Annotated in this window: 20 protein-coding genes and 1 tRNA gene; 4 read left to right on the forward strand and 17 right to left on the reverse strand. The window is 64.7% G+C overall.

Features of this window, described 5'->3' with window-relative positions; genetic code table 11:
- Positions 1 to 74: 74 nt before the first annotated feature.
- Positions 75 to 2495: an ATP-dependent Clp protease ATP-binding subunit gene (locus ACVWY6_RS22640; protein ID WP_457541109.1), complete on the forward strand. Its 2421-nt coding sequence runs from the start codon at positions 75 to 77 to the stop codon at positions 2493 to 2495.
- Here the strand turns inward: ACVWY6_RS22640 and ACVWY6_RS22645 are convergent.
- From ACVWY6_RS22645 to ACVWY6_RS22665, 5 genes are all read right to left on the reverse strand, one after another.
- The gene (locus ACVWY6_RS22645; RefSeq protein ID WP_457541111.1) at positions 2488 to 3711 is read right to left on the reverse strand and encodes an endonuclease/exonuclease/phosphatase family protein; all 1224 of its coding nucleotides are present in this window, start codon (positions 3709 to 3711) and stop codon (positions 2488 to 2490) included. The genes ACVWY6_RS22640 and ACVWY6_RS22645 overlap by 8 nt on opposite strands.
- A 25-nt stretch (positions 3712 to 3736) precedes the next feature.
- Positions 3737 to 4351 carry a class I SAM-dependent methyltransferase gene (locus ACVWY6_RS22650; RefSeq protein WP_457541113.1) on the reverse strand — a complete coding sequence of 205 codons (615 nt, stop codon included), beginning with the start codon at positions 4349 to 4351 and terminating at the stop codon, positions 3737 to 3739.
- A gap of 89 nt (positions 4352 to 4440) precedes the next feature.
- On the reverse strand, positions 4441 to 6783 hold the full coding sequence (locus ACVWY6_RS22655; protein ID WP_457541199.1) for a Tex family protein: 2343 nt from the start codon (positions 6781 to 6783) through the stop codon (positions 4441 to 4443).
- 152 nt (positions 6784 to 6935) lie between these two features.
- On the reverse strand, positions 6936 to 7265 hold the full coding sequence (locus tag ACVWY6_RS22660; protein ID WP_023957968.1) for a hypothetical protein: 330 nt from the start codon (positions 7263 to 7265) through the stop codon (positions 6936 to 6938).
- A 420-nt stretch (positions 7266 to 7685) separates the two neighbouring features.
- Positions 7686 to 8600, reverse strand: a complete 915-nt coding sequence (locus ACVWY6_RS22665; protein ID WP_457541115.1) for an alpha/beta fold hydrolase — start codon at positions 8598 to 8600, stop codon at positions 7686 to 7688.
- A 197-nt stretch (positions 8601 to 8797) separates the two neighbouring features.
- Here ACVWY6_RS22665 and ACVWY6_RS22670 point away from each other — a divergent pair, with 197 nt between their 5' ends.
- From ACVWY6_RS22670 to ACVWY6_RS22680, 3 genes are all read left to right on the forward strand, one after another.
- Positions 8798 to 9430: a HEAT repeat domain-containing protein gene (locus ACVWY6_RS22670; RefSeq protein ID WP_457541201.1), complete on the forward strand. Its 633-nt coding sequence runs from the start codon at positions 8798 to 8800 to the stop codon at positions 9428 to 9430.
- A gap of 104 nt (positions 9431 to 9534) precedes the next feature.
- On the forward strand, positions 9535 to 10353 hold the full coding sequence (locus ACVWY6_RS22675; RefSeq protein ID WP_457541117.1) for a DNA-formamidopyrimidine glycosylase family protein: 819 nt from the start codon (positions 9535 to 9537) through the stop codon (positions 10351 to 10353).
- Between the two features lie 36 nt (positions 10354 to 10389).
- The gene (locus ACVWY6_RS22680) at positions 10390 to 11724 is read left to right on the forward strand and encodes a flavin monoamine oxidase family protein (RefSeq protein WP_457541119.1); all 1335 of its coding nucleotides are present in this window, start codon (positions 10390 to 10392) and stop codon (positions 11722 to 11724) included.
- A 49-nt stretch (positions 11725 to 11773) separates the two neighbouring features.
- Here ACVWY6_RS22680 and ACVWY6_RS22685 read toward each other — a convergent pair.
- The 12 genes from ACVWY6_RS22685 to steA form a co-directional block, all read right to left on the reverse strand.
- Positions 11774 to 11847 (reverse strand) — tRNA-Pro (locus tag ACVWY6_RS22685).
- Between the two features lie 86 nt (positions 11848 to 11933).
- Positions 11934 to 13361 (reverse strand): ribosome biogenesis GTPase Der, encoded by a 1428-nt coding sequence (der, locus tag ACVWY6_RS22690; RefSeq protein ID WP_030162491.1) that lies wholly within the window; start codon positions 13359 to 13361, stop codon positions 11934 to 11936.
- Complete coding sequence (gene cmk / locus ACVWY6_RS22695) at positions 13358 to 14026, reverse strand: (d)CMP kinase (protein WP_457541203.1); 669 nt, start codon at positions 14024 to 14026, stop codon at positions 13358 to 13360. Before cmk ends, der begins: the two co-directional genes overlap by 4 nt.
- A gap of 17 nt (positions 14027 to 14043) precedes the next feature.
- Complete coding sequence (locus ACVWY6_RS22700; RefSeq protein WP_457541121.1) at positions 14044 to 15387, reverse strand: pseudouridine synthase; 1344 nt, start codon at positions 15385 to 15387, stop codon at positions 14044 to 14046.
- A 26-nt stretch (positions 15388 to 15413) separates the two neighbouring features.
- Positions 15414 to 16112 carry an SMC-Scp complex subunit ScpB gene (gene scpB, locus ACVWY6_RS22705; protein ID WP_457541123.1) on the reverse strand — a complete coding sequence of 233 codons (699 nt, stop codon included), beginning with the start codon at positions 16110 to 16112 and terminating at the stop codon, positions 15414 to 15416.
- A complete protein-coding gene (locus ACVWY6_RS22710; RefSeq protein WP_062798673.1) occupies positions 16105 to 16914 on the reverse strand; it encodes a segregation and condensation protein A in 810 nt (269 codons plus the stop codon). The genes scpB and ACVWY6_RS22710 overlap by 8 nt, the downstream gene beginning before the upstream one ends.
- A 5-nt stretch (positions 16915 to 16919) precedes the next feature.
- Positions 16920 to 17843 carry a ParA family protein gene (locus tag ACVWY6_RS22715; protein WP_023957947.1) on the reverse strand — a complete coding sequence of 308 codons (924 nt, stop codon included), beginning with the start codon at positions 17841 to 17843 and terminating at the stop codon, positions 16920 to 16922.
- Positions 17844 to 17966: 123 nt separating this feature from the next.
- Positions 17967 to 18893: a site-specific tyrosine recombinase XerD gene (gene xerD, locus ACVWY6_RS22720; RefSeq protein ID WP_457541125.1), complete on the reverse strand. Its 927-nt coding sequence runs from the start codon at positions 18891 to 18893 to the stop codon at positions 17967 to 17969.
- A gap of 51 nt (positions 18894 to 18944) precedes the next feature.
- Positions 18945 to 19580, reverse strand: a complete 636-nt coding sequence (locus ACVWY6_RS22725; protein ID WP_457541127.1) for an NUDIX domain-containing protein — start codon at positions 19578 to 19580, stop codon at positions 18945 to 18947.
- On the reverse strand, positions 19577 to 21337 hold the full coding sequence (locus ACVWY6_RS22730; protein ID WP_457541129.1) for a CTP synthase: 1761 nt from the start codon (positions 21335 to 21337) through the stop codon (positions 19577 to 19579). The genes ACVWY6_RS22725 and ACVWY6_RS22730 overlap by 4 nt, the downstream gene beginning before the upstream one ends.
- 193 nt (positions 21338 to 21530) lie before the next feature.
- Positions 21531 to 22451 (reverse strand): copper transporter, encoded by a 921-nt coding sequence (locus ACVWY6_RS22735; RefSeq protein WP_030162450.1) that lies wholly within the window; start codon positions 22449 to 22451, stop codon positions 21531 to 21533.
- 123 nt (positions 22452 to 22574) lie between these two features.
- Entirely contained in the window at positions 22575 to 23762 is a 1188-nt protein-coding gene (gene steA, locus ACVWY6_RS22740; RefSeq protein ID WP_023957939.1) for a putative cytokinetic ring protein SteA, read from the reverse strand.
- Positions 23763 to 23764: the final 2 nt, after the last annotated feature.

A 23764-nucleotide genomic window follows, 5' to 3' on the forward strand; every position in this document is an offset into this window, starting at 1 on the left:
GTCGGGAATTGATAGAACCTCACTCATGTTAATTGAGTCAGATTCACTCAACTCTTAACAAGGAGGCTCCGCGAATGCCCGCATTCTTCGGCCCCGAGGGCCCGCGTCGCATCGACATCAGCCGGCTGATGAGCAGGTCCACCCAGGACCTCATCGCCGAGTCCGCCAGGTTCGCCGCCGGTCGGGGCGACACAGAACTCGACGCTCTACATGTTCTGCGAGTCATGACCGCCACGGAGCCCACAAAAACGCTGATGGAGCGCGCCGGGGCCGACACGACGGCGGTGGCGGACACCATCGAACAGCGCCTTCCTCAGGGAACGCCGACCAATGGCTTCACCACCACGTCACTGAGCGCTGCACTGAAAACCGCTGTGTTCGAGGCTCACCAACTCGCCCAGACCTTGGGCTCGACGTACATCGACCCAGAACATCTGTTCCTCGCCCTCGCTGCCGACCATGACAGGGCTGCGGGTCGTCTGCTCGCCGCTGCCGGCATCACACCCGAACACCTGCAGACCGCACTTCAGGGCGGCTCGGTCGCTGCTGAGTCCACGACAGCCACCCCGACGCTGGACAAGTTCGGATTCGACCTGACCGAGAAAGCCCGAGGTGGGGGCGTCGACCCGGTCATCGGCCGTGCCGACGAGATCGAACAGACCATCGAGATCCTGTCTCGACGTACGAAGAACAACCCGGTGCTGGTAGGCGAGGCCGGTGTCGGCAAGACCGCCATCGTCGAAGGTCTCGCTCAACGGATCGTCGACGGTGACGTGCCTGATCGTCTCGCAGGCAAGCGCATCGTGCAGCTTGACCTGTCGAGCATGGTCTCGGGGACCAGGTACCGCGGCGACTTCGAAGAGCGGTTGACAAAGGTGATCGATGAGATCGCAGCGAACAAGGACGAACTCATCGTCTTCATCGACGAAGTGCACACCATCGCCGGTGCCGGTGCCGGAGCCGAGGGGTCGATGGATGCCGGAAACATCCTCAAGCCCAAGCTCGCTCGCGGTGAACTTCACATCGTCGGTGCTACGACTCTCGACGAGTACCGGAAGAACATCGAAAAAGATCCCGCGCTCGAGCGTCGATTCCAACCGGTGACGGTGCCCGAACCCAGCGTCGAGGACGCGGTGGCGATCCTCGACGGACTACGCGGGCGGTACGAGGAACACCACGGGATCCGGTACTCCGATGAGGCGATCCGCGCAGCCGTCGAGCTGTCCGCCCGTTACATCGGGGACAGGTTCCTGCCGGACAAGGCGATCGATCTGATCGACCAAGCCGGTGCGCGGATGCAACTGGCTTCACCGTCCACCGACGTGGAGGCGATCCAGAAGCAACTGACCCAACTCGAGGCGGCCAAAGAGCAGGCGGTTGCGGCGGAGGACTACGAAAAGGCCTCCGCATTGCGTGACGAGACCGCCCGGCTCCAGGCACGTCTGTCGGGCGGGCCGTCCGAGGCAGGCGAAACACCTGAGGTGACCGCCGAACACATCGCCGAAGTGGTCGCCCGTGCCACCGGGATCCCGGCAAGCCAGATGACCGAGCAGGAACGGGAGCGTCTACGCCGCCTCGAGGATGAGCTACATCAGCGTGTTGTCGGCCAAGAGGATGCGGTGAAGGCCATCGCGCGAGCGGTTCGCCGGAGCCGTACCGGGATGAGCGATCCGGATCGGCCCGTGGGCAGTTTCTTGTTCCTCGGACCGACAGGCGTCGGAAAGACCGAATTGGCAAAGGCGCTGGCAGCCTCGCTCTTCGGCGACGAGAAGAAGATGCTCCGACTCGACATGAGCGAGTTCGGAGAACGTCACACGGTCAGCCGCCTGATCGGGGCTCCCCCCGGGTACGTCGGGTACGGCGAGGCGGGGCAGCTCACCGAACAGGTGCGCCGGAACCCGTATTCGGTGGTCCTCCTCGACGAGATCGAGAAGGCGCACCCGGACGTGTTCAACACGCTGCTGCAGGTGCTCGACGACGGTCGTCTCACCGACGGGCAGGGTCGCACCGTCGACTTCAAGAACACCGTGCTGATCATGACCAGCAACCTGGGATCGGACATCATCTCCAGCAAGTCCGGTGGACTCGGGTTCAGCTCCGGTGACGCCGAAGCCGCGGAACGGCCGGTGCGTGAGCGGGTGATGGCCCGACTGCGGGAGTCGATGCGACCGGAGTTCCTCAACCGGATCGACGAAATCGTGGTCTTCCGCAAGCTCGACACCGAGCAGCTGCACAAGATCACCGACCTGCTCCTGGCCGACAGCCGCAAGCGGTTGGGCGCCAAGGGAATCGACATCGAGTTCTCTGATGCTGCTGTCGACTGGATCGCAGAGCACGGGCACCAGCCCGAGTTCGGCGCACGACCACTGCGTCGTTCGATTCAGCGTGCAGTCGATGACCGGATTGCAGACCTGCTGTTGGACGAGGTGCTCCTCGACGGTGGCAAGGTCTCCGTCCAGGTCACCGACGACCAACTGGACCTGTTGGTCATCTAGGCCGCGGCGTCGATGCCCCGTCCGGTACGCCGGGCGGGGCATCACCGCGTTCGGACCCAGAATGATCGGCTTCGAGCATAAGATCGACCACCACCGGCGCGTGGTCACTGGCCTGCACTTCGCCGGCCGACGGCAGCACCTTGCGAGCATCGGCTCGGCCGAAATGCGCCGAGGCATAGATCCGGTCGCTGTTCGCGGGTGCACCTGCCGTGGCCTCGAGTAGGCCGACCGACGCAAAGATCTGGTGCTCACGCCGGAACTCCGGCGATCCGTCTCGCACATTGAAGTCGGCGCCCATGATGGTGGGTGCCGACCAGGTGTGGGCCGTTGCCACGATCGGGTCGACCTGACGCCGCTGCTCGTCGATACCGTGATGAGGCGGGCTGAAATGTCCTGAGAGCACGCGGATCTCGCGCCCCGCACGGGTTCGCACCAACGCGTCCGTGGCCACCCGCGGTTGGTACTCGATCACTCCTCCGAACGGCACCCACGACCGGTGAACTCTTCCACTCACCATTCCCGCGTACGCGTCGGACGCTGCCCGAAAACGGCGGAGAGCGCTGTCCCCCATCGCATCCCCGACCCGAAGTCCTCGAGCATCGGTGATGTCGAAACCGTTGAAGGTGAGAATCCCGGTCCCCTCACGACGGCCGTTCACCTTCTCGATTGCCGGAGTCATCACGGCGCCCGTCGGTGTCAATCGCTGCGCCAGCTGCTTCAACGTGTCCGTGTAATTCGACCGGGTCGCGAAATGGTCCAACTCCTGCAGGAGCACGATATCCGGGTGCTCGCGCCGGATGGTCGCGGCGAGGTGGTCCAGACGACCAGGCGTGGCGAAGAATTGACCAGGCCCGCCCATGCCGCCATGCACGTTGTATTCCATGACACGTACGTGTTCGGTTGGGCCGGAATCCTGGACGCGCGCACGGGCGTTGGGGGCGTCGCCGACCTCGTGAACTCTGATCTCGCTCACCAGTAACCCTGTCGCCGCGCCCGCCGAGGTGCCTGCTCCTGCCCCGAGGCTGGTCATCGCGCCCACGAGACACCCGACGGCAGCCCCGGCGAGAACCGATGGCCCTCGAGAACGAACGTGTCGTCCGGCCATGTCGATCGCGCCCGGTGCGTAGGCCGGCGCATCCAGTGGCGGCAGACTGCCACCCGCTGCAAGCGGATGATCTCGCAGCACGTGGATCTCTGTGTCGACTACAAGTGTCACCGGAATCCCCCGCGGCTCGTGCCGGTCAGGCCGCGAGTGAGAACACGGCAACCAGGAAGTCGGAGTCGTCAGTGAACGGACGCAGGTCCCAGGTGGACAAGAGAACGTCAACCGAGAGTCCGCTGCTGGTTGCGTCATCGAGGAAATCAGCAAACGGGTAGTCGCGGCCTGCACCGAACCCGACGACAACCCGGCCGGCAGGTGCGACGTGCCGGGCGAACCCGGCGAGGACGTCGCGGCGGGTCGATGGCGCAACAAAAGTCACCACATTGCCCGCACAGACGATGACATCGAAGTCGGCTGCCACCCCTTGGGACGGCAGATCAAGGTCCGCGAGGTCGCCGACAAGCCAGGTCGGGCCCGGATGATCGTGCTCTGCAGCGTCGATGAGGACAGGGTCCACATCCACGCCGACGACCTCATGGCCGGCGTCGTGGAGGTGGCCGCCCACCCGGCCCGGGCCGCAGCCGGCGTCGAGAACACGACTACCGCGGGCCAGCATCGCGTCGATCAGCCGCGCCTCTCCGACGATGTCCTGGCCGCGGGCCGCCATCGTGCGAAACCGCTCGACATAACGTGTGGAGTGCGCCGGATCGGCCTCGACGATCTTCTCCCACTGGCTGGGCGTGCGTTCGCTCATTCGGGCTCCTGACTCAGATCGTCCACGCGGTGTTCCGTCCCCAACCGTATGTGGCCTGGTGAAGGAGCCGTCGCGCGAGCGGCGGTTTCCTACCGTCCGAAACCTGCGTCTCGCAGAGCCTGTGCCAGTGAACCGTTCGACGGCGCCGCCGCCGGCTTTCCGGTTGTGTTGTCGCGCTTCGGCTTTCTCGGCTGACCGGCGTTCTTGGGCCGTCGTTGCCCCTGCCCACCCGGGCGATTGTCGGACGTACCGCCGGAACGAGGCGTGTCGTCGTCGAGTCGGAGGGTCAGTCCGATCCGCTGGCGTTCGACGTCGACCTCCAACACCTTCACCCTCACCACCTGTCCCGACTTCACGACCTCGTGCGGATCGGAGACGAACCGGTTGGCCATCGCCGACACATGCACCAATCCGTCCTGGTGCACGCCGACGTCGACGAAAGCCCCGAATGCAGCGACGTTGGTCACCACACCTTCGAGGACCATCCCCGGTTTGAGGTCGGCAACCTTCTCGACACCCGCGGCAAACGTCGCAGTGGTGAATGCCGGTCGCGGGTCGCGGCCGGGCTTCTCGAGTTCGGCGAGAATGTCCGAGATCGTCGGTATCCCGAATCGTTCGTCGGCGAAGTCTGCCGGCCGGATCGATCGGAGGGTGCGCTCGTTGCCGATGAGTTCGGCCAAGGTCACACCTGATCGGTCCAGGATGCTCCGGACCACCGGGTAGGCCTCGGGGTGGACACCCGACGCATCGAGAGGGTCGTCCCCATCGCGGATCCGAAGAAAACCAGCACACTGCTCAAAAGCCTTGGGACCCAAGCGAGGAACCTTCAGCAATGACTTACGACTACGAAAAGGGCCAGTGGTGTCGCGGTGAGCGACGATTGCCTCGGCCAGAGTCGTCGTCACCCCGGAAACGCGCGAGAGCAACGGCACGGATGCGGTGTTCAGATCAACGCCGACAGCGTTCACGGCGTCTTCCACCACCGCATTGAGGCTGCGCGCCAGTGTCCCCGGCGTGACGTCGTGCTGGTACTGGCCGACGCCGATCGACTTCGGTTCGATCTTGACCAGTTCGGCCAGTGGGTCTTGCAGTCGCCGCGCGATCGACACTGCACCGCGCAGCGATACATCCATATCCGGCAGTTCGTGTGAGGCGTATTCGGAGGCGGAATACACCGAGGCGCCCGCCTCGCTCACCATCGCCTTGGCCGGGACGTCAGCTCCCGAAGCCCGGATATCGGTGATCAACTCGGCGGCGAGGGCATCTGTTTCTCGTGAGGCAGTGCCGTTGCCCACTGCGATCAGTTCCACTTTGTGTCGTGCAACCAATGCGGCGAGTGTCGCCTTGGCGACGTCCCACTGCTTCTGGGGTTGATGTGGGTAGATCGCGCAGGTGTCGAGAACCTTGCCGGTTCCGTCGACCACCGCGACCTTCACGCCGGTACGAAAACCCGGATCAAGTCCCAACGTCGTGCGTGCTCCGGCCGGTGCGGCGAGCAGCAGGTCGCCGAGATTTCGGGCGAACACAGCGACGGCGTCTTCTTCGGCGCGTGCACGCAGACGCACACGCGCGTCGACCATTGCGGTGATCATCAACTTGGTGCGCCACGCCAACCGCGCGGTGCTCAGCAGCCACTGGGTCGCCGGGCCGGTGTTGGCTGTGTCGACGCCCAGGGCCGCCGCGGCGAGCGCCTGATAGCTCTCGTCGTCCCCACCGTCGAGGGTGAGCGACAGCGCCTCTTCCTTCTCGCCGCGCATCACGGCCAGCACGCGGTGGGAAGGCACCTTATCCAGCGGCTCAGAGAAGTCGAAGTAGTCCCGGAACTTCTGCGCGGCAGCACTTTTCGCCACCTCCTCAGTTCTCGCCGTGGTGCGTAGCGATCCTTCCGCCCAAAATTTCTCGCGAATCGTGCCCACGAGTTCGGCATCCTCTGAGATGCGCTCGGTGAGGATGTGACGGGCGCCCTCGAGAGCAGCCGCGACGTCGGCGACAGTCTCTGAGATATACCCGGCGGCAGCATCCTCTGGCACAACGCTCGGATCGGAGACCAGTCGATCCGCGAGTGGTTCGAGCCCGTTCTCCCGCGCTATCTGCGCCTTCGTCCGACGCTTGGGCTTGTACGGGAGGTAGATGTCTTCGACGCGGGACTTGGTCTCGGCGGCATTGAGCGCAGCCTTCAACTCGTCGGTGAGCTTGCCCTGCTCGGCGATGGATGACAACACCGCGGCCCGACGCTCGTCCAGTTCGCGCAAGTAGCGTAGGCGCTCTTCGAGCGTGCGCAGCTGGGCGTCATCGAGGCTGCCGGTCACCTCTTTGCGATAGCGAGCGATGAACGGCACTGTAGAGCCTTCGTCGAGCAGCCGGACAGCGGCCGCCACCTGCGCTTCCCGGACCGCCAGTTCTTCGGCGATGCGGGTGTTCACGGACTTCACGGGTTGGCTCGAATTCACTAGCAGAACCCTACCCAACGATCAGCCGAGTCCGATCTCGATGGTCGGTGTGTCGGGCTGGGGGTGGGACGTATGGCCACTGTCGCGTGGCGACACCTCGGTGGCTCACCCAGTCGAGAACATGTCCGTCGAACTCAGTACCGCACAGACCACAGCGGGGAGTCTTGCAGTCGTCGGGTGGGGGTCGCGGTGAGCAGGTCGAATCGGTGCGGGTCGGAGGTGACGGCTGCGGCGGCCCCCTCGACAGCCGATCTCGTTCCACTCGGGCCCGAGGTGAACACCAGATACGCATTGCCCGCTCGTGCAGTGTGCACCTCGGCGACCACTTCTCCTGTCTGAACAGGCGCCAGACGACTGCGCAGCAAGCTCAACCAGTGAGCGGAGGACATGGTCGTGTCGACGACCCGAGCATGCACGATCACGGGTTCGCCGCGACCATCACGGTTGCCGGCGTTGTTGTCCACCGGCCACCTCCGTGCTCGCCTCAACGACCCGACCCCTCGACGGATCGCTGAGGATGTTCTCTCCACCTCGTCCCTCAGCCCACGTGCCTCAGACAACTCCTCCCCCTGCCAGTTTGAGAAATCACCTGTCCCTGCGCACCCGCGGTTCGTGCATTCTTGCGATTCCCTGTCGGCAAGAACCCGGCACCATATGATCGGCACCCACGCGCATCAATGCAGTCAACCTGTCGGGAAACGCCCGCTGAACTACGCCATGCATTCCTTGCGATCGAACTCGGAACCCCAGAGTTCGAGAAAATCCTCCCGGCTGGGAGCGCAAAAGTGATCTTAAGGGACATTGTTGAGGGGCTGCAACAAAATTAACTATCTGTCTTTTGTTCGCTGATAGAGCGGAGGATATGCAATCGCTGAATTCACGAGTCACCACGGAAGGTGCAGACGGAAGTGACGGACAACTGCGGTTTGCACCGCACCTGCATCCGGGCCCAGCCACGCGGAAAGGTGGCTCCCCACGTCAATTGTCATCAATCGACTGTTGGGCAGCGAATCGGTTGCGTGAACGGATTGTTCAAACGGGACATCCGCATCGGCTCGGGCATGCACCAGTAGCACAGGTGCGGTGACGGCGTCCAAGGGTAGGTCGAGTGTGCGAAACTGCTCGAAGTCGTTGTTGAATCCCGCTTTCCGGTTCCCGGTCACCGTGCTGAACAGTTGCGTCGCAAATTGCCGCTGCCCGGGGTCCGACATGATCTGAGCAGTCAGCTGTTTCGCTTGCGAGCGAGTCATGTCACCTTCGCCGGCAATCAGCGTCGAGATCGCGGTGGCGGCCGCCTTGTCGACGAGAGCGTTCGCGAACCACGTACCGAGCCGGGTGAAAAGCATTCTCTCCTCGCCCATCTCGAGCCGGCCACGTAACGTTCGAGCAGGATCGAACGTCGTACTGACGCCGGCGATGACCGCGACGGCTGCCACACGGCCAGGATGGGCGGCCGCCAGCTCATAGCTGACCGGCCCGCCGCCCGACCAGCACATGACACCGAACCGGTCGATACCCAATGTCGACATGAGCTCGGCCACCTGGTCCGCTTGCGCTGACGGAGTCCGATTGCGTTCTGCCAGTGGAGTGTTCAGATACCCGGGCCGCGAGATGGCGATGATTCGATGATGACCTGCCAGGAACCTGCTCATGAGGACACCTTGATCGCAGCCGCCAGGCGAGCCGTGCAGAAACAGCATTGGCGGGCCGGCGCCTGTATCGGTGTACTCGATCGGCCCCTGCGAGGTGTCTGCAACGGCAGCTGCCACGTCCGCCTTGTCCTGACCGTGTCGCGCCATGTCGCGGCTCCTTCACCGAGTCAGCACTTGCAAGGACAGTAACGCGCTCCAGCACTCGTAGGGCGCCGAACCGGCGTGCCCGTACGGCTCGTCGTATCCCGTGGCGTCAGACCCACATCGGATGAGAGGCTGTGAATCACTTCCAGGAGGTGAGTCCCATCGACCGGCCACATCAGAATGATCAGACCCGGCGTCTGATGCACGCGTTGCATGACGCTGACTCGTCGACTCGCTTGCGAACGGCGCTCGCAGCGGGCACCGAGCCGCACGCTGAGTTTGTCAGCGTTCTGGTGGAGTGCTGCGCGTTCGAGTCGGACTTCTACGTCCGGGACATGCTGACGTGGGCACTGACCCGCCATCCTGCTGAGATCGTCGTCCCGCTCCTGCTGGCCGAGCTGCATTCCACGACGGCGCAGGCCCGCAGTCAGGCCTTGCACACCTTGTCGAAGATCGGCGATCGCGCGACATGGGCTGACATACCCCTCGACCTCGTGCACGATGCCGACGACGAGGTGGCCCGAGCGGCGTGGCGTGCCGTTGTTGTCCTGATTCCCGACGGGCACGAACACACCGTGGCGCTTGAGCTCGCCGCGGAACTCGGTCGCGGCGACCGTGAAACTCAACGGAGTCTCAGCCGGGCGCTGATCGAACTCGGCGACACAGTTCCCGGCATCCTCGAGACCGCAAGCGAGAGCAGCAATCCCGCGGTACGCGCTCACGCCAGGGCGACCCAACGCCTCTGGGATGACCCTGACAGCGCATTCACTGTGACAGTCGAGGATGCCAAGAAAATCGCCAACGCCGGACCGCTGCCGGACCAGGACGCATAGCCCGACCCGGGGGCCGCCACGCAGCTACCACCGGCGCAGCCCGATGAGACCATGACAGGGCTTGAGCACTTGAGGAGATCGTGCCGGAAGGGTAGACCGAACAGGTGCCGGAACTGCCAGAGGTCGAAAACGCGAGACAGGTCGTCGAGAAGGCGCTGAATCGCGTCATTGTCGACATCGACGACACCGACACGTTCGAGTGCCGTCCGCATCGGCCGGGCGAGATCGCGGGGGCACTGAAGGGCGGCAAGCTGACCGATGCCCGTCGCCGGGGCAAGGCCATGTGGTGCGAGACGGCGATCGCCGACGGCTCCGCTGGTCCGACGCTTGGTATTCACCTCGGCATGGGCGGGCGAATCATCGTCACCGCACCCGACGGCGACCACACCTCACGGTACGGCGGCGGGGACCCGCACGTCGGTGAACGCGACACCGACAAGCCTGAATGGACGCGCTTCGCCATGACGTTCGAAGACGGAGGTCAACTCAGGCTCTTCGACAAACGCCGCCTCGGCAGGGTTCGCCTCGAGCCGGACATCGACGCGCTCGGGCCTGATGCCGCTGAGATCTCGCGGGAGGATTTTCGTCTCCGAATCGGTTCCAGCGGAGCACCTCTCAAGGCACGGCTACTCGATCAGACCGCGATCGCCGGCGTCGGCAATCTCCTCGCCGATGAAGTCCTGTGGCAGAGCGCGCAGTCACCGGCGCGGCGTTGCAAAACCCTCACAACCGACGAACTCGACGAGCTACGTGTCGTCCTGCGCCGCGCCATCCGATCCGCGATCAAGAAGGGTGGTGTCCACACCGGCGAGATCATCCCGTATCGCAAGTCCGGCGCCGGGTGCCCGCGATGCGGTGCACCGATGTCGCGGGGCACGGTGGGCGGACGCACGACGTGGTGGTGTTCGAAGGAACAGTCGTGACGTCCGGATCCACATGGCGATAGATCGGAATATGCAGTGACAGACATTGACACGCTGGTCGTCGGTGCCGGGATAGCCGGACTGACCGTCGCCCGAATCCTCTCGGGAGAGGGCGGGCGCGTGGTGATCCTGGAAGCTCGCGATCGGGTGGGCGGACGCGTCTGGACGTCGCGTGCCGACGGCGACGTCATCGACTACGGCGCATCGTGGATACATGGGGTCGACAACAACCCGGTTGCCGACGCAGTCGACGCTTTCGGCATGCGCACCGTCGAGTTCACCGTGGGCAGCTTTCAACCAGGCGGGCGGCCAATCGCCTACTACTCCCCCGCCGGCACCCGAATGAATGCCGAGGACACGGAGCGTTTTGTGTCCGACATCCATCGGTTCGACGAACAGTTCAGACTCACCGTCGCCGCTTCGGAGCCGGGTACGTCATACGGCAGTGCAGTCGAAGCCGCTCTGGCGCAACTTGATTGGAGCAACCAACGCTCGATGCGCGTCCGCGAGTTCATGCGGCATCGGACCGAGGAACAACTCGGTGTGTGGCTCGACGACCTCGACGCACATGGGCTCGACGACGATGCGATCGAGGGAGCGGAAGTCGTCTTCCCCGACGGATATGACGTACTCGCCACCCGCCTCGCCGAGGGACTCGACGTTCGACTCGAGCACGAGGTCACGCGGGTCCAGTGGGGGCAGGCCGGTGCCTCCGTCGACACCAGCCGCGGTCGCTTCTCTGCCGACCGGGTGGTGGTCACGGTGCCGCTCGGTGTGCTGAAGTCGCCGGAGTTCGTCTTTGATCCCCCGCTACCCGAGGCACACAAAAAGGCTCTCGCCAGGCTCGGGATGAACGCTTTCGAGAAGGTGTTCTTGCGGTTCCCGCGCAAGTTCTGGGATGAAGACGTCTATGCGATACGCCAACAAGGGGAAGCCGGCCGCTGGTGGCATTCCTGGTACGACGTTAGCTCGACGGCGGGTTCTCCGACCCTCCTGACCTTCGCCGCCGGCCCGTGTGCGCGAGAGACTCGCAAATGGTCGGACGCGCAGATCGCCGACTCCGTCCTCGAGGCTCTCCGAAAGCTGTACGGCGACCGCGTCGTCGAACCCGAGCGGGTACACGTCACGCGGTGGCAGGACGACCCGTACTCGCGGGGTTCGTACTCCTACATGGCAGTGGGCTCGGACCGCGTGGATCACGACGATCTGGCCATCCCGATCGACGATGTGCTGCATCTGGCGGGCGAGGCAACCTGGACCGACGATCCATCGACGGTGACCGGTGCATTGAAGTCAGGCCATCGTGCGGCGGAGCAGATCCTGGGTCGTGCTGTCCCGTTCGAGAAGATCTGGGCCGAGCCCGGGCACTGAAAAGGCGGCTCCGGATTTCTCCGGAACCGCCTTGACCCTTGCATCACTGTCGGGCTGACAGGATTTGAACCTGCGACCACTTGACCCCCAGTCAAGTGCGCTACCAAACTGCGCCACAGCCCGTTGCTGATCCGTGAGGAGCAGCGTCAGAAAGACTATCTGACGGGCGGCCTCCGATGCCAATCGGTTCCCGGAGTGCCGCCCATCAGCTACTTCTTGCGCTCTCGCTTTTCGCGAACGCGCACGTTCACCCGGACAGGTGAGCCGTCGAAGTTGAAGGCTTCCCGCAGCTTGCGCTCGAGGAACCGGCGATAGCCGGCCTCCAGGAACCCCGTGGTGAAGAACACGAACGTCGGCGGCCTGGTGGCCGCCTGGGTGGCGAACATGACCCTGGGGAGGCGGCCTCCCCGCATGGGCGGCGGCGTCTCGGCGATCACGGCCTTGAGCCAGGTATTGAGTTGCCCGGTGGATACTCGCTTGTCCCATGACTCCAGCGCGGTCTCCAACGCCGGCACAAGCTTCTGGACGGCGCGTCCCGTGTGCGCGGAGATGTTGACCGTCCGTGCCCAGGGCACGCGCGACAGGTCGCGGTCGATTTCTTTCTCCAACTGGGTCCGGCGATCCTCGTCGACCAGGTCCCACTTGTTGAAGGCGATCACCAGAGCGCGGCCGGCCTCGATGATCATCGTGAGCACCCGCTGGTCTTGCTCGGTGATCGGTTCGGACGCGTCGATGAGCAACACGGCGACTTCTGCTGCCTCGATGGCCGAACGGGTACGCAGCGAGGCGTAGAACTCGTGTCCGCTCGACTGCTGCACCTTTTTGCGCAGGCCGGCAGTGTCGACGAAGTTCCAGATCTTGCCGCCCAGCTCGACCAACTCGTCGACCGGGTCGACGGTGGTTCCGGCAACGTTGTCGACAACCGCCCGATCTTCCCCGGTCAGTTTGTTCATCAGAGAACTCTTGCCCACGTTGGGCTTGCCCACCAACGCAACTCGGCGCGGACCACCGGTGAGAACGGATTCTCGGGGGGTCTCGGGCAGCGCTTCCAGGATCCGGTCGAGCAGATCGCCGGTGCCACGACCGTGAGCTGCAGACACCGTGAACGGCTCCCCCAGACCCAGCGACCACAACGACGCGGCTTCCGATTCGAGGCGTTCGTCATCAACCTTGTTGGCTGCCAGCAGCACTGGGGTCTTCGACCGGCGCAGCACCTTGGCAACCGCTTCGTCGGTGCTGGTGGCACCGACCGTGGCATCCACAACGAGAACAATCGCGTCGGCCGTCTTCATCGCGACCTCGGCCTGGCGGGCCACCGACTGTGCCATCCCTTTGGCGTCCGGTTCCCAACCGCCGGTGTCTTGCACCAGGAACCGTCGACCGGCCCAGGAGGCGTCGTACGACACGCGGTCGCGTGTCACCCCGGGCACATCCTCCACAACCGCCTCGCGGCGACCGAGGATGCGGTTGACGAGTGAAGACTTACCCACGTTCGGGCGTCCGACGATGGCGACCGTCGGAACGGCAAGTGGGGCGCCGTCGTCGTCCACATCGGCGAACTCACTCAGGTCCCATTCGGCTTCATCTGTCCATATGCCGTCAGACGACGGCGCGGCCCCATCAAAAGTGTCACTCATGCTTTTACCTCAATCCGGTTACGCGCCAACTCGACCAGCTTGGCGATAACCTCTTCGATGCCCAGATCGGTGGTGTCGACCCGGACCGCATCCTCCGCGGGCCGCAACGGCGACGTCGCTCGTGTGGAATCCAGATGATCCCGACGGATCACGTCGTCCAGAACCGTTTGGTAGTCGCTTTTCATTCCTGCAGCGGTGTTCTGATCATGTCGGCGCTGCGCCCTCGCCTCCGGCGACGCCGTGAGAAAGATCTTCAACGTGGCGTCTGGGAACACCACGGTGCCGATGTCGCGGCCTTCCAGAACGCTGAGCCCACTCTGCGCGAGGTCACGTTGTGCCTGAACCAGCCGCGTTCGTACTGCGGGTACCGCCGACACCGCAGACACTGCACGCGTCACCGCGTCGGTCCGGATCTCGTCGGTCACATCCTCGCCGTCCATCATGACGATCTGCGCTTGCGGATCGTTGGTGACGGAGATGGTGAGGTCGTCGGTGGCCTTGTCGATCGATTCCGGGTCATCCAGCGACGCGCCGGCGCGAAGGGCCTTGAGCGTTGCCACCCGGTACATGGCCCCGGTGTCGATGTAGTTGCCGCCCAGCGCTGTTGCCACTCGACGGGAGACGCTCGACTTGCCGGTTCCGGCGGGGCCGTCGATCGCTATCACGGCTCGTTCGGTTCCGGTCACATCCCCACCGCCTTGTACAGGGCACCGATCTCGTTGTTGCCCAGCACCCGCAACGTTCCCGGACGCTGCTCTCCGACGTTGACTGCGCCGATGTCGGTGCGTACCAAGCGGATCACCGGGTAACCGGCTTCGTCGAGGAGGCGACGCACAATCCGCTTGCGCCCTTCGTGCAGGGTCAGCTGCAGCAAGGAGATTCCCTGGTTCACGTCGAGCAGCGAGAACTTGTCGACCTTGGCCGGGCCGTCATCGAGCTCGATACCGTCGCGCAATATCTTGCCCAGCGTGCGGTGCGCCTCACCGCGAACGGTGGCCAGGTACGTCTTCGGCACCTCGAAGGACGGGTGCATCAACCGATGGGCAAGTTCACCGTCGTTGGTCAGCAAGATGAGACCCTCGGTGTCCGCGTCCAGTCGGCCCACGTGAAAAAGCCTCTGCCCGGCCATGACTCGCTCGGCAACCAGATCACCGATGCAGGGACGACCGAAGTCATCTGCCATCGTCGACTGCCAGCCCTTGGGCTTGTTCAGCGCCAGGTACTGGTGTTCTTCGTTGACGACCACGCGCGCGCCATCCACTCGAACGACGGCTGTCTTGGGATCGATGCGAAGGCCCTGCTCCAGGACGATTTCTCCGTCGACCTCGACCCGACCTGCGGCAATCAGCTCTTCGGCACCGCGTCGCGAGGCGACCCCGGACTGCGCGAGGACCTTTTGCAGCCGCATGCCGCCTTCGACGTACGTCGCACCATCGCCGCCGACATCCAACGGGTTCTGCTCGCGCGCCGGTTTCGCGTTGTTGAGCCTCACCTGGCCGCTCTTCACATCGGGTGCCGACCGCGGTTTGCCCTCGGGCCCAGCACCTTTGCGATGACTCTTCCGGAATCGTTCGACGGCCGCACCCTGTCCGCGATGAGCGGGCTTACCGCCGCGCTCCCCCGCGGGCTTCCCACTGCGCTCAGCGCCGGGCCCACCCGCGCGCTCGCCCGCGACACGGCCTCGTTCTCCGGTGGGCCGTCCGCTGCGTTCGTCTGACTGCCTGCCGGCACGGTCGGCACCGGGGCGTCCGCCTCGCTCGCCACGCTCTCCAGCCGGCCTACCGCCACGCTCTCCGGCCGGCCGACCGCCACGATCGGCCGTCGGCCTGCCGCCTCGTTCACCTGCGGGGCGCTCTCGACGATCTCTCGATGGGCGCGCGCCGCGCTCGGCTGCGGGTTTACCGCCACGCTCGGATGACGGGCGTCCTCCGCGGTCGGGCTCGGCCGAGTCCTCGAACCTCGAAGCGCGCCTCTTGCCCTTGTCTTTGTTTCTGTCCGGTCTGCCGTCTCGGCTAGCGGGTGCCATGCTTTTGTCCCTAATTCCCGTTGTCGTCAGTCGTCGTCAACGGTGATGTTGTTGGTCTTGTCCCTCAAGTCTGCCCTGCCACCTGCCAACTTGGCGAATCTCGGGTCGCTGTTGATCTCGTCACCAAGGGCATCGATCACATCCACATCGGGCAGCAGCGGCGCCAGATCCGGCAGCTCACCGAGCGAAGCGAGACCCAGACGCTCCAGGAACAGCTCCGTGGTGCGATACATCACCGCGCCCGAATCGACGTCGGTCCCCGCCTCACTGATCAGACCACGAGCGATCAACGTGCGGATGACCCCGTCGACGTTGACACCACGAACAGCACTGACACGAGATCGTGTGACCGGCTGTCGATAGGCGATGACGGCAAGCGTCTCCAACGCCGCCCGGGTCAGTTTTGAACGTGCGCCATCGAGGAGGAGCCGTTCAACGTACGGCGCGAAGTCGTTGCGGGTGTAGTACCGCCAACCGTCTCCGGCAAACCGCAGGTCCATGCCACTGCGTCGCTCGGTCAGCTCTCGGCTCATCTGACGAAGAAGGGCATCCACCCGAGCGCTGGTCTCATCGAGCGCCGATGCCAGCTGCTCACTCGTGGCGGGTGTGTCGACCACAAGCAACATGGCTTCGAGCGCCGCCCGCATCTCGGGTTCGTCGAGGGTCTCCGCCTCAAAGAGTGCGTCCGATTCCACGGCCGAAACGCCGCCGTCTGGCTCATCCATAGTCTTCCGCCTTCACCACGATCGCCGCAGGATCTGAGATCTCCCCGGTCCAACTGACCCGCAAAGTACCGAGCGCCTCAGGTTGTTCGAATGCGACTGCACGTTCCCGGAACAATTCGAGCAGGGCCAGGAAACGGGCCACAACTCCGAGCCCTGAGTCACACTCGGCCACCAGATCGGTGAAACTCACCCACGCTCCCGCGCCGGCATTGCGCAAGATCTCACCGACTCGGGCCGCCTGTTCAGGAACCGAGATCTGTGAGACGTGTAGGTGCCCGAGACCCACCTGCGGAACCGGTTTGGGCGTCATGGCCGCAACAGCCACCTCGGCGAACACCGCTGGACTGACGCCGATCGTCACCTCGGGCAGTAACGACTCGAACTGCGGCTCCAGCGATACCGCACGCGGATAACGTTGCAGCGCAGCAGCTTCCAGCTCGGCAAAAAGTGCAGCCACCTGTTTGTAAGCCCGATACTGCAGCAAGCGCGCGAAAAGTAGATCCCGCGCTTCGAGCAGTGCGAGGTCTTCGTCGTTCTCCACCTCACCAGACGGCAGCAGTCGTGCCGCCTTGAGATCGAGCAAGGTGGCAGCCACCACGAGGAACTGGGTGGTCTGATCCAAGCCCATCTCGGTACCGAGCTGCTTGGTGTAGGCGATGAAGTCGTCGGTGACCTCGTGGAGCGCCACCTCGGTGACATCCATCCGGTGCTGGCCGATGAGGTTGAGGAGCAGGTCGAATGGGCCCTCGAAGTTGGTCAGTTTGACCTGGAAACCCGTTTTCTCCGGTGGTGCTTCTGTCATCACGACTAGCGGGTGCGGGCGATGACTTCGCGGGCCAGCGCTCGGTATGCGCGCGCACCCGCGGACTTCGGTGCCCATGACGTGATGGGTTCGCCCGCAACGCTGGTCTCGGGGAAGCGCACGGTGCGCGCGATCACGGTGTCGTACACCTTGTCCCCGAACACCTCGACAACGCGGGCCATCACCTCGCGTGAATGCAGGGTGCGCGCATCGAACATGGTCACGAGGATGCCGCCGAGCTTGAGGCGCGGGTTGAGCCGATCACGCACTTTTTCGATGGTGTCGTTGAGCAACGCCAGCCCACGAAGACTGAAGTACTCGCATTCCATCGGGATGATCACGGTGTCGGCGCACGAGAGCGCATTGACGGTGAGCAAACCGAGTGACGGCTGGCAGTCGATGAGCACGTAGTCATAGCGGTCGAGCAGGGGGTGCAAAGCGCGGCCCAGCGTGTGTTCACGACCGACTTCTGTGACCAACTGGATCTCGGCCGCGGACAGGTCGATGTTCGACGGGAGCAGGTCGAGGTTCTCGACCCGCGTGCGCATGAGCACCTCGTCCGCCGACACCTGCGGCGGGACCAGCATGTTGTGGACGGTCAGGTCGAGTTCGTGATGGGGTACGCCGAGCCCCGCCGACAACGCGCCCTGAGGGTCCAGGTCCACGAGCAACACGCGACGCCCGCACTCGGCGAGAGCGGCGCCCAGGTTGATGGTGGAGGTGGTCTTGCCGACCCCACCCTTCTGGTTGCAGACGGCAACCACCGTCGCCGGGCCGTGATGGTCGAGCGGCGCCGGTTCGGGCACCTCACGCACGGGGCGTCCGGTCGGACCCAATTCACTCGTTGGGCTGGGCTTCTCGCGATCGTGATCCCAGCCGCTCGGCGTCGTCTCGTCGTCGTTGTCGCCGCGCGAAGGCGTGGAGATCATCAATTGATGCGCGTCACGCCCGTGGCCTCGATCTGGTGGCTGTGGCGTTGTCACATCACGAGCCTAGTGGGTCGGCGCGACACGGCTGTGGAGGCTCACCGTCGCGGGCACAGCGGGACGTCCTCACCGGGCCCGCGGATGAGCCAAGGCATACACCTCACGCATAGTGCCGACCGTGACCAGGGTGTACACCTGCGTGGTGGTCACCGATGCGTGACCCAAGAGTTCCTGCACGACGCGTACGTCGGCGCCGCCGTCCAGCAGGTGGGTCGCAAAACTGTGTCGCAACGTATGTGGCGAGACCGATTTGTCCAGTCCTGCACGCGCCGCAGCGTCGACGAGCACCTGCCACGCACTCTGCCGACTCAAACGCCCCCCTCGGGTGTTGAGGAACAACGCCGGGTTGAACCGCGAGACCAGCGCGGGGCGCCCCCGCACCAGGTAGGCATCGAGTGCGGCGATGGCCGGCCTCCCGACCGGCACCACCCGCTCCTTGCCACCTTTGCCGCGGAGCAGAACGGACCGGGACTCGGTATCGATGTCGTCGACATCCAGAGTGACGGCCTCGGAGATCCGGGCCCCGCAGCTGTACAAGAGCTCCAGCAGTGCCCGGTCACGCAGCGGTCGCGGCCCGTCGGAGACGTCGTCTCCCCCGCTGGCGGCGAGGATCGCGAGCACTTCGTCCACCGGCAGGCTTTTGGGCAGTCGGCGCGGCGCCTTGGGTGGCGCGACGGCATGCGCGACGTTGACCTGCACAAGCCCTTCGCCGGCGGCGAACTTGTGAAATCCTCTGGTGGCCACCAGGGTTCGAGCGATCGAGCTGTCCGCGAGTGGCGGTCGTTCCTTGTCCGGATCTCCACGACGCAACGCAACCAGGAACTCCCGGATGTCGGATTCGGTGACCTCGGCGAGCGAATCGATCCCCCGCTCGGCCAGATACTCCTGGTACCGCCGCAGATCTCTGGCATACGACTGCAAGGTGTTGGCGGCCGAGCCGCGCTCGACCTCCAGGTGATCCAGATACATCTGCACCTGGTCGGCGAGGGTCATGGCGCGGCCGGGCTCATGAGTTCTCGAGAACGTCGAAGGCCCGGCCGCCGCTCATGCCTGTGCAGCCTTGCGCTGAGCGAACGCGACAGGCCGGTCGGCCCAGGGCGCATCGGTGCCGCGCAGCGAAACAGAGCGCGCTCGGGCCGCAACCAGTGACAGGATGCCGCTCACGGCCGTCGAGTTGACTATTTCGCCCGAGAGCACCTTCTCCACTGCATCATCGAGGCCGACCCACTGCATCTCCATGTCGGCTTCTTCGTCTTCGGGGTGTGGCCGCGGGACCTCCCGGATCCCCGTCGCGAGATATACGCGCAACGCCTCATCGGTGAATCCCGGCGAGACCGCCACATCGACCAACACGTGCCAGTTGTCGGCAGCCAAGCCGGTCTCTTCGACCAGTTCCCGCTTGGCCGCTTCCAACGGTGACTCATCCGGCCCGGCGTCGAGCAGACCTGCGGGCAGTTCGAGCAGCCGACGACCGAGCGGATGCCGGTACTGCAAGACCAATGCGATCTCGTCTTTGTCGTTCACCGCGGCGATGGCGACCGCACCGTGGTGTTCGACCACCTCACGCTTCGCTGTGCGGCCTCCCGGCATCTGGACCTCGTCGACCCGAAGGGCCACGATGGCGCCGCTGTACTGCAATTCGCTTCCAACGGTGCCGAACTCATGTGGCGACTGGCTCAAGCCCCGGCCTCCAGCACACCGGCCTCGGCAGCGGTGACGTCATCGAGATCGGCGGGATCCACGTCGTCATCGGGATGGATGTTCACCGGCAGTCGTTCGGCTGCCTTGTACCGCAGCGATGCCCGCACGAAAGCACTAAACAATGGATGGGGGCGAGTGGGGCGGCTCTTGAGCTCCGGGTGCGCCTGCGTGCCCACCATGAACGGGTGCACCTCGCGCGGGTACTCGACGAACTCCACCAGGTGCCGGTCCGGTGAGGTACCCGAGAACACGAGGCCACTCTCGGCGATCTTGTCCCGGTAGGAATTGTTCACCTCGAACCGGTGGCGATGGCGTTCGGAGACCTCGACTGCGTTGTAGGCCGTGGCCACCACGGAACCGCGATCCAGCTTGGCGGGATAGGCGCCCAGCCGCATGGTTCCGCCGAGGTCGGCTTCGCCGGCGACAGCCTGCTCCTGGTCAGCCATCGTCGAGATCACGGGGAACGGAGTCTCGGGGTCGAACTCGGTGGAACTCGCCTCATCGAGCCCAGCGGCTCGTGCGGCCTCGATCACGATGCACTGCAGACCGAGGCACAGACCCAGCAGCGGGACGCCGTGGGTGCGCGCGAACCGCACAGCGCCCACCTTGCCCTCGATGCCCCGGATCCCGAACCCTCCGGGGATGAGGATGCCGTCCGCTCGGGCCAGCGCCGTCTTCGCGCCGTCATCCTCGGCACATTCGTCCGATTGCACCCAGACGAGGTTGACCTTCGCGCGGTGGGCGAATCCGCCGGCCCGGATGGCCTCGGTCACCGACAGGTAGGCGTCGGGCAGCTCGACATACTTACCGACCAGCGCGATCGTCACCTCTTCGCGCGGCTCATGAACACGCTTGAGGAGTTCGCCCCACACCGTCCAGTCGACGTCGCGGAACGGCAGACCGAGCTTGCGCACCACATACGCGTCGAGTTGCTCGGAGTGGAGCACCTTGGGGATGTCGTAGATGGACGGGGCGTCAGGTGTCGAGATGACGCCTTCGACCTCCACGTCGCACATGAGGGCGATCTTGTTCTTGAGGGGCTCGGGCACGTCGCGGTCGCAGCGCAGGATCAACGCGTCGGGCTGGATACCGATGTTGCGCAAGGCGGCTACCGAGTGCTGGGTGGGCTTGGTCTTGAGCTCACCCGACGGCGCCAGGTACGGCACCAGGGACACGTGCAGGAAGAACACGTTGTCGCGGCCGACATCGTGGCGGATCTGGCGAGCGGCCTCGATGAAAGGCTGCGACTCGATGTCACCGACGGTGCCCCCGATCTCGGTGATGACGACATCGGGGATCTCACCGTCGGCGTCGGCCTGGCTCATCGCCCGGACGCGGTTCTTGATCTCGTCGGTGATGTGCGGGATCACCTGAACCGTGTCGCCGAGGTATTCACCGCGACGTTCTTTCGCGATGACAGTCGAATAAACCTGTCCGGTGGTCACATTCGCGAAACCGGAGAGATCGCGGTCGAGGAATCGTTCGTAGTGACCGACGTCGAGGTCGGTCTCGGCGCCGTCTTCTGTGACGAACACCTCACCGTGCTGAAAAGGATTCATCGTGCCCGGATCCACGTTCAGGTAAGGATCGAGCTTCTGCATCGTGACGCGAAGGCCGCGAGCTGTGAGCAACTGGCCGAGGCTCGAAGCCGTCAGGCCCTTGCCGAGTGACGACGCGACGCCCCCGGTGACAAAGATGTGCTTTGTGCCTGAGCGCGCATGGCGTAGTGGTCGCAACGCTTCTTCCGTTCGGCTGGAGACGAAGCCGAGGGCGGGGCTTGACCATCGGCTAGGCGGCAAGAAAACCTTGCCTACCTACGGGACTCCACGGTAACACCAATGCGCACTTTTCTTCACCGCCGCGACACGGACGGCACGCTCGCCACCATCGGTATCCCGACCGCGGTGGCGAGCGCCCGTAGAGCGTCTGTCATTCCGGGGCGATGGCGGTGGCCCCTGGGCCGGTGCCGAATGCTCCCTGCTTGTTGCCGAGCTCGTCGGTGAGGGCCAGCACCGTGGTGATGCGTCCAGTGGCCTGATCGACGTTGTCGACGGTCGAGATCTTCGAGTTGAGCGATGGATCGGCCCGGACCACAGCGATGGGCGAGGAGCCTTCCGCCGACCCCGTTCGTCCGACCAGGACGGTGCCCGATCCCCGCTGGGCGAACGCCACGGCGAAGCGCCCGATCACTTGTCCGCGCGCTCCGGAGTCGTCCGCGAACTTGTTGCCTGTCACAACAATCGACAGCTGGGCGGGCTTCACCGCGCCGTTGGCGTAGTCGACGAAACCGCCCTGCTTGAGCGCTGCCAGACCGGCGGTGGTGTCGCTCGACGAGACCTGCGGTTCGGCGTCCTCCGGCGACAGGTTCAGCAGCAGCCCGAGAAGATCACCTGCGCGCCCGCCGGAGTCTGTCAGTTCGGTCCGGAGTTCACTGCCGGGCGGAATGGACTGGTCGATGATCGACCGCATCTTCTCGGCATTCTGGTCACTGATGAACGCCTCTGTCAGAGCCAGCTGGCCGTTGAAGATCGCACCGGACTTGTTCAGGTTGTCTTTGACGGCCGCGATGTCACCCTCATCGGCGTTCGGAGTGGTGATGATGAGCACAGGGCGGTCCTTGAGGCTCCCGCCGAGCAGCCGGCCCGCGATGGCGGCGTCAAAATTGTTCGCCGCGTTGAGATTACTGCTGAGTTGCTGATTCTCGTCTCGCAGTTGCTGCTCACGTTCATCCTGCGCATCGCTGGACGACCCGAAGGTGTCGGCGACGAAACCGGAGCCCAACACCACACCCACAGCCAGCGCCAGGAACACCGCGACCAGCGAAATGGCATGCTGGCGAAGCGAAATCACAGATCCCTCTTTCTCCCCGAGGTGCCGCACCCGAGTAGGGGGCGGTACCGCGGACACATCGTGTCAATCATCGCCGGCAGCGGGTTCGACGTTGCCTTGCGGGCACTGGACTGAGGTGAGGCGTCACTCATTCCAGACCCGGGTGACCCAATCGGCCAGCCGGTCCCACTGATCTGCTGCCCAGTCGATCACCTCGGTGCCGGCGCTCGACATCAGTACCGCAACGATCAACGCCGTCAGTGCGGCCAGGATCAGCAGGGCCACCGCCGCGCCGGAGACCCGTGAGCGGTACAGGGTGGCAACAGCTTTCGAGTCGACCAGCTTGGGACCGACCTTGAGCCGCGTCAGGAACGTGGACGGGTTCGATTCCCGCAGGCTGCGGTCGAAGAACTCGTCGATCGATGCCGCGTGGCCGACGGTGACGATGAGGGCCGCTTCGTGATGGTTGACAAGCAGCAGGGCCAAGTCAGCGGCCGAGCCCGCCGCAGGGAAGGTCATGGCCCCGATACCGAGGTCCTGAATGCGCTCGAGCCCGGGGGCATGTCCGTCGGGGTCGGCCGGAAGCACCACCTGCGCGCCCGATTTGAGCGTTGCGGACTTCATACCTTCGGGGTCGCCGACCACGAGATCAGGACGGTAACCCATCTCCATCAACGTGTCGGCGCCACCTTCGACACCAACCATGAGCGGCTGGTATTCCTTGATGAACGGCTTGAGGCGCTTGAGGTCCGCGACGTGGTCGGGCCCGTCCGCGACCACCACGACGTGGCGGCCCTCGATGCGGATGTCGACATCCGGCACGCCCACTCCGTCGATGATCAACGGTGACTCGCTGCGGATGAACTCGATCGTGTTGCCGGAGAACGCCTCTAGATGATCGACCAGGCCTGTCTTGGCATCGATCATCAGGTCCGCGATCTCGCGCTCGCCCAGTTCGGTGCCCTTGGCGAGCCGACGCTCACCGCTGTAGAGCCCGCCTTCGTCGATCCGGATCTTCGCGCCATCCTTGATGCGTTTGAACACCTCGACGCCCACGTCGTCGATCAGGGTGATGCCGGAAGCCGCCAGCAGCTCGGGACCGAGGTTGGGGAACCGACCGGAGATGGACGGCGAGGCATTGACCACCGCCACCACGTCGGCGGCCACCAGGGCGTCCGCGGTGACGCGATCGAGGTCGACCTCGTCGAGGATCACGATGTCCCCGGGGCCGACTCTCGAGAGCAGTCGTTTGGTGTTCTTGTCGATCCTGGCGATACCGCTGATCCCAGGCAGAGTTTCGGTTGTGCGTGACAGCAGGGCAGGCATCTTCATGC

Source organism: Williamsia sp. R60, from assembly GCF_054063855.1.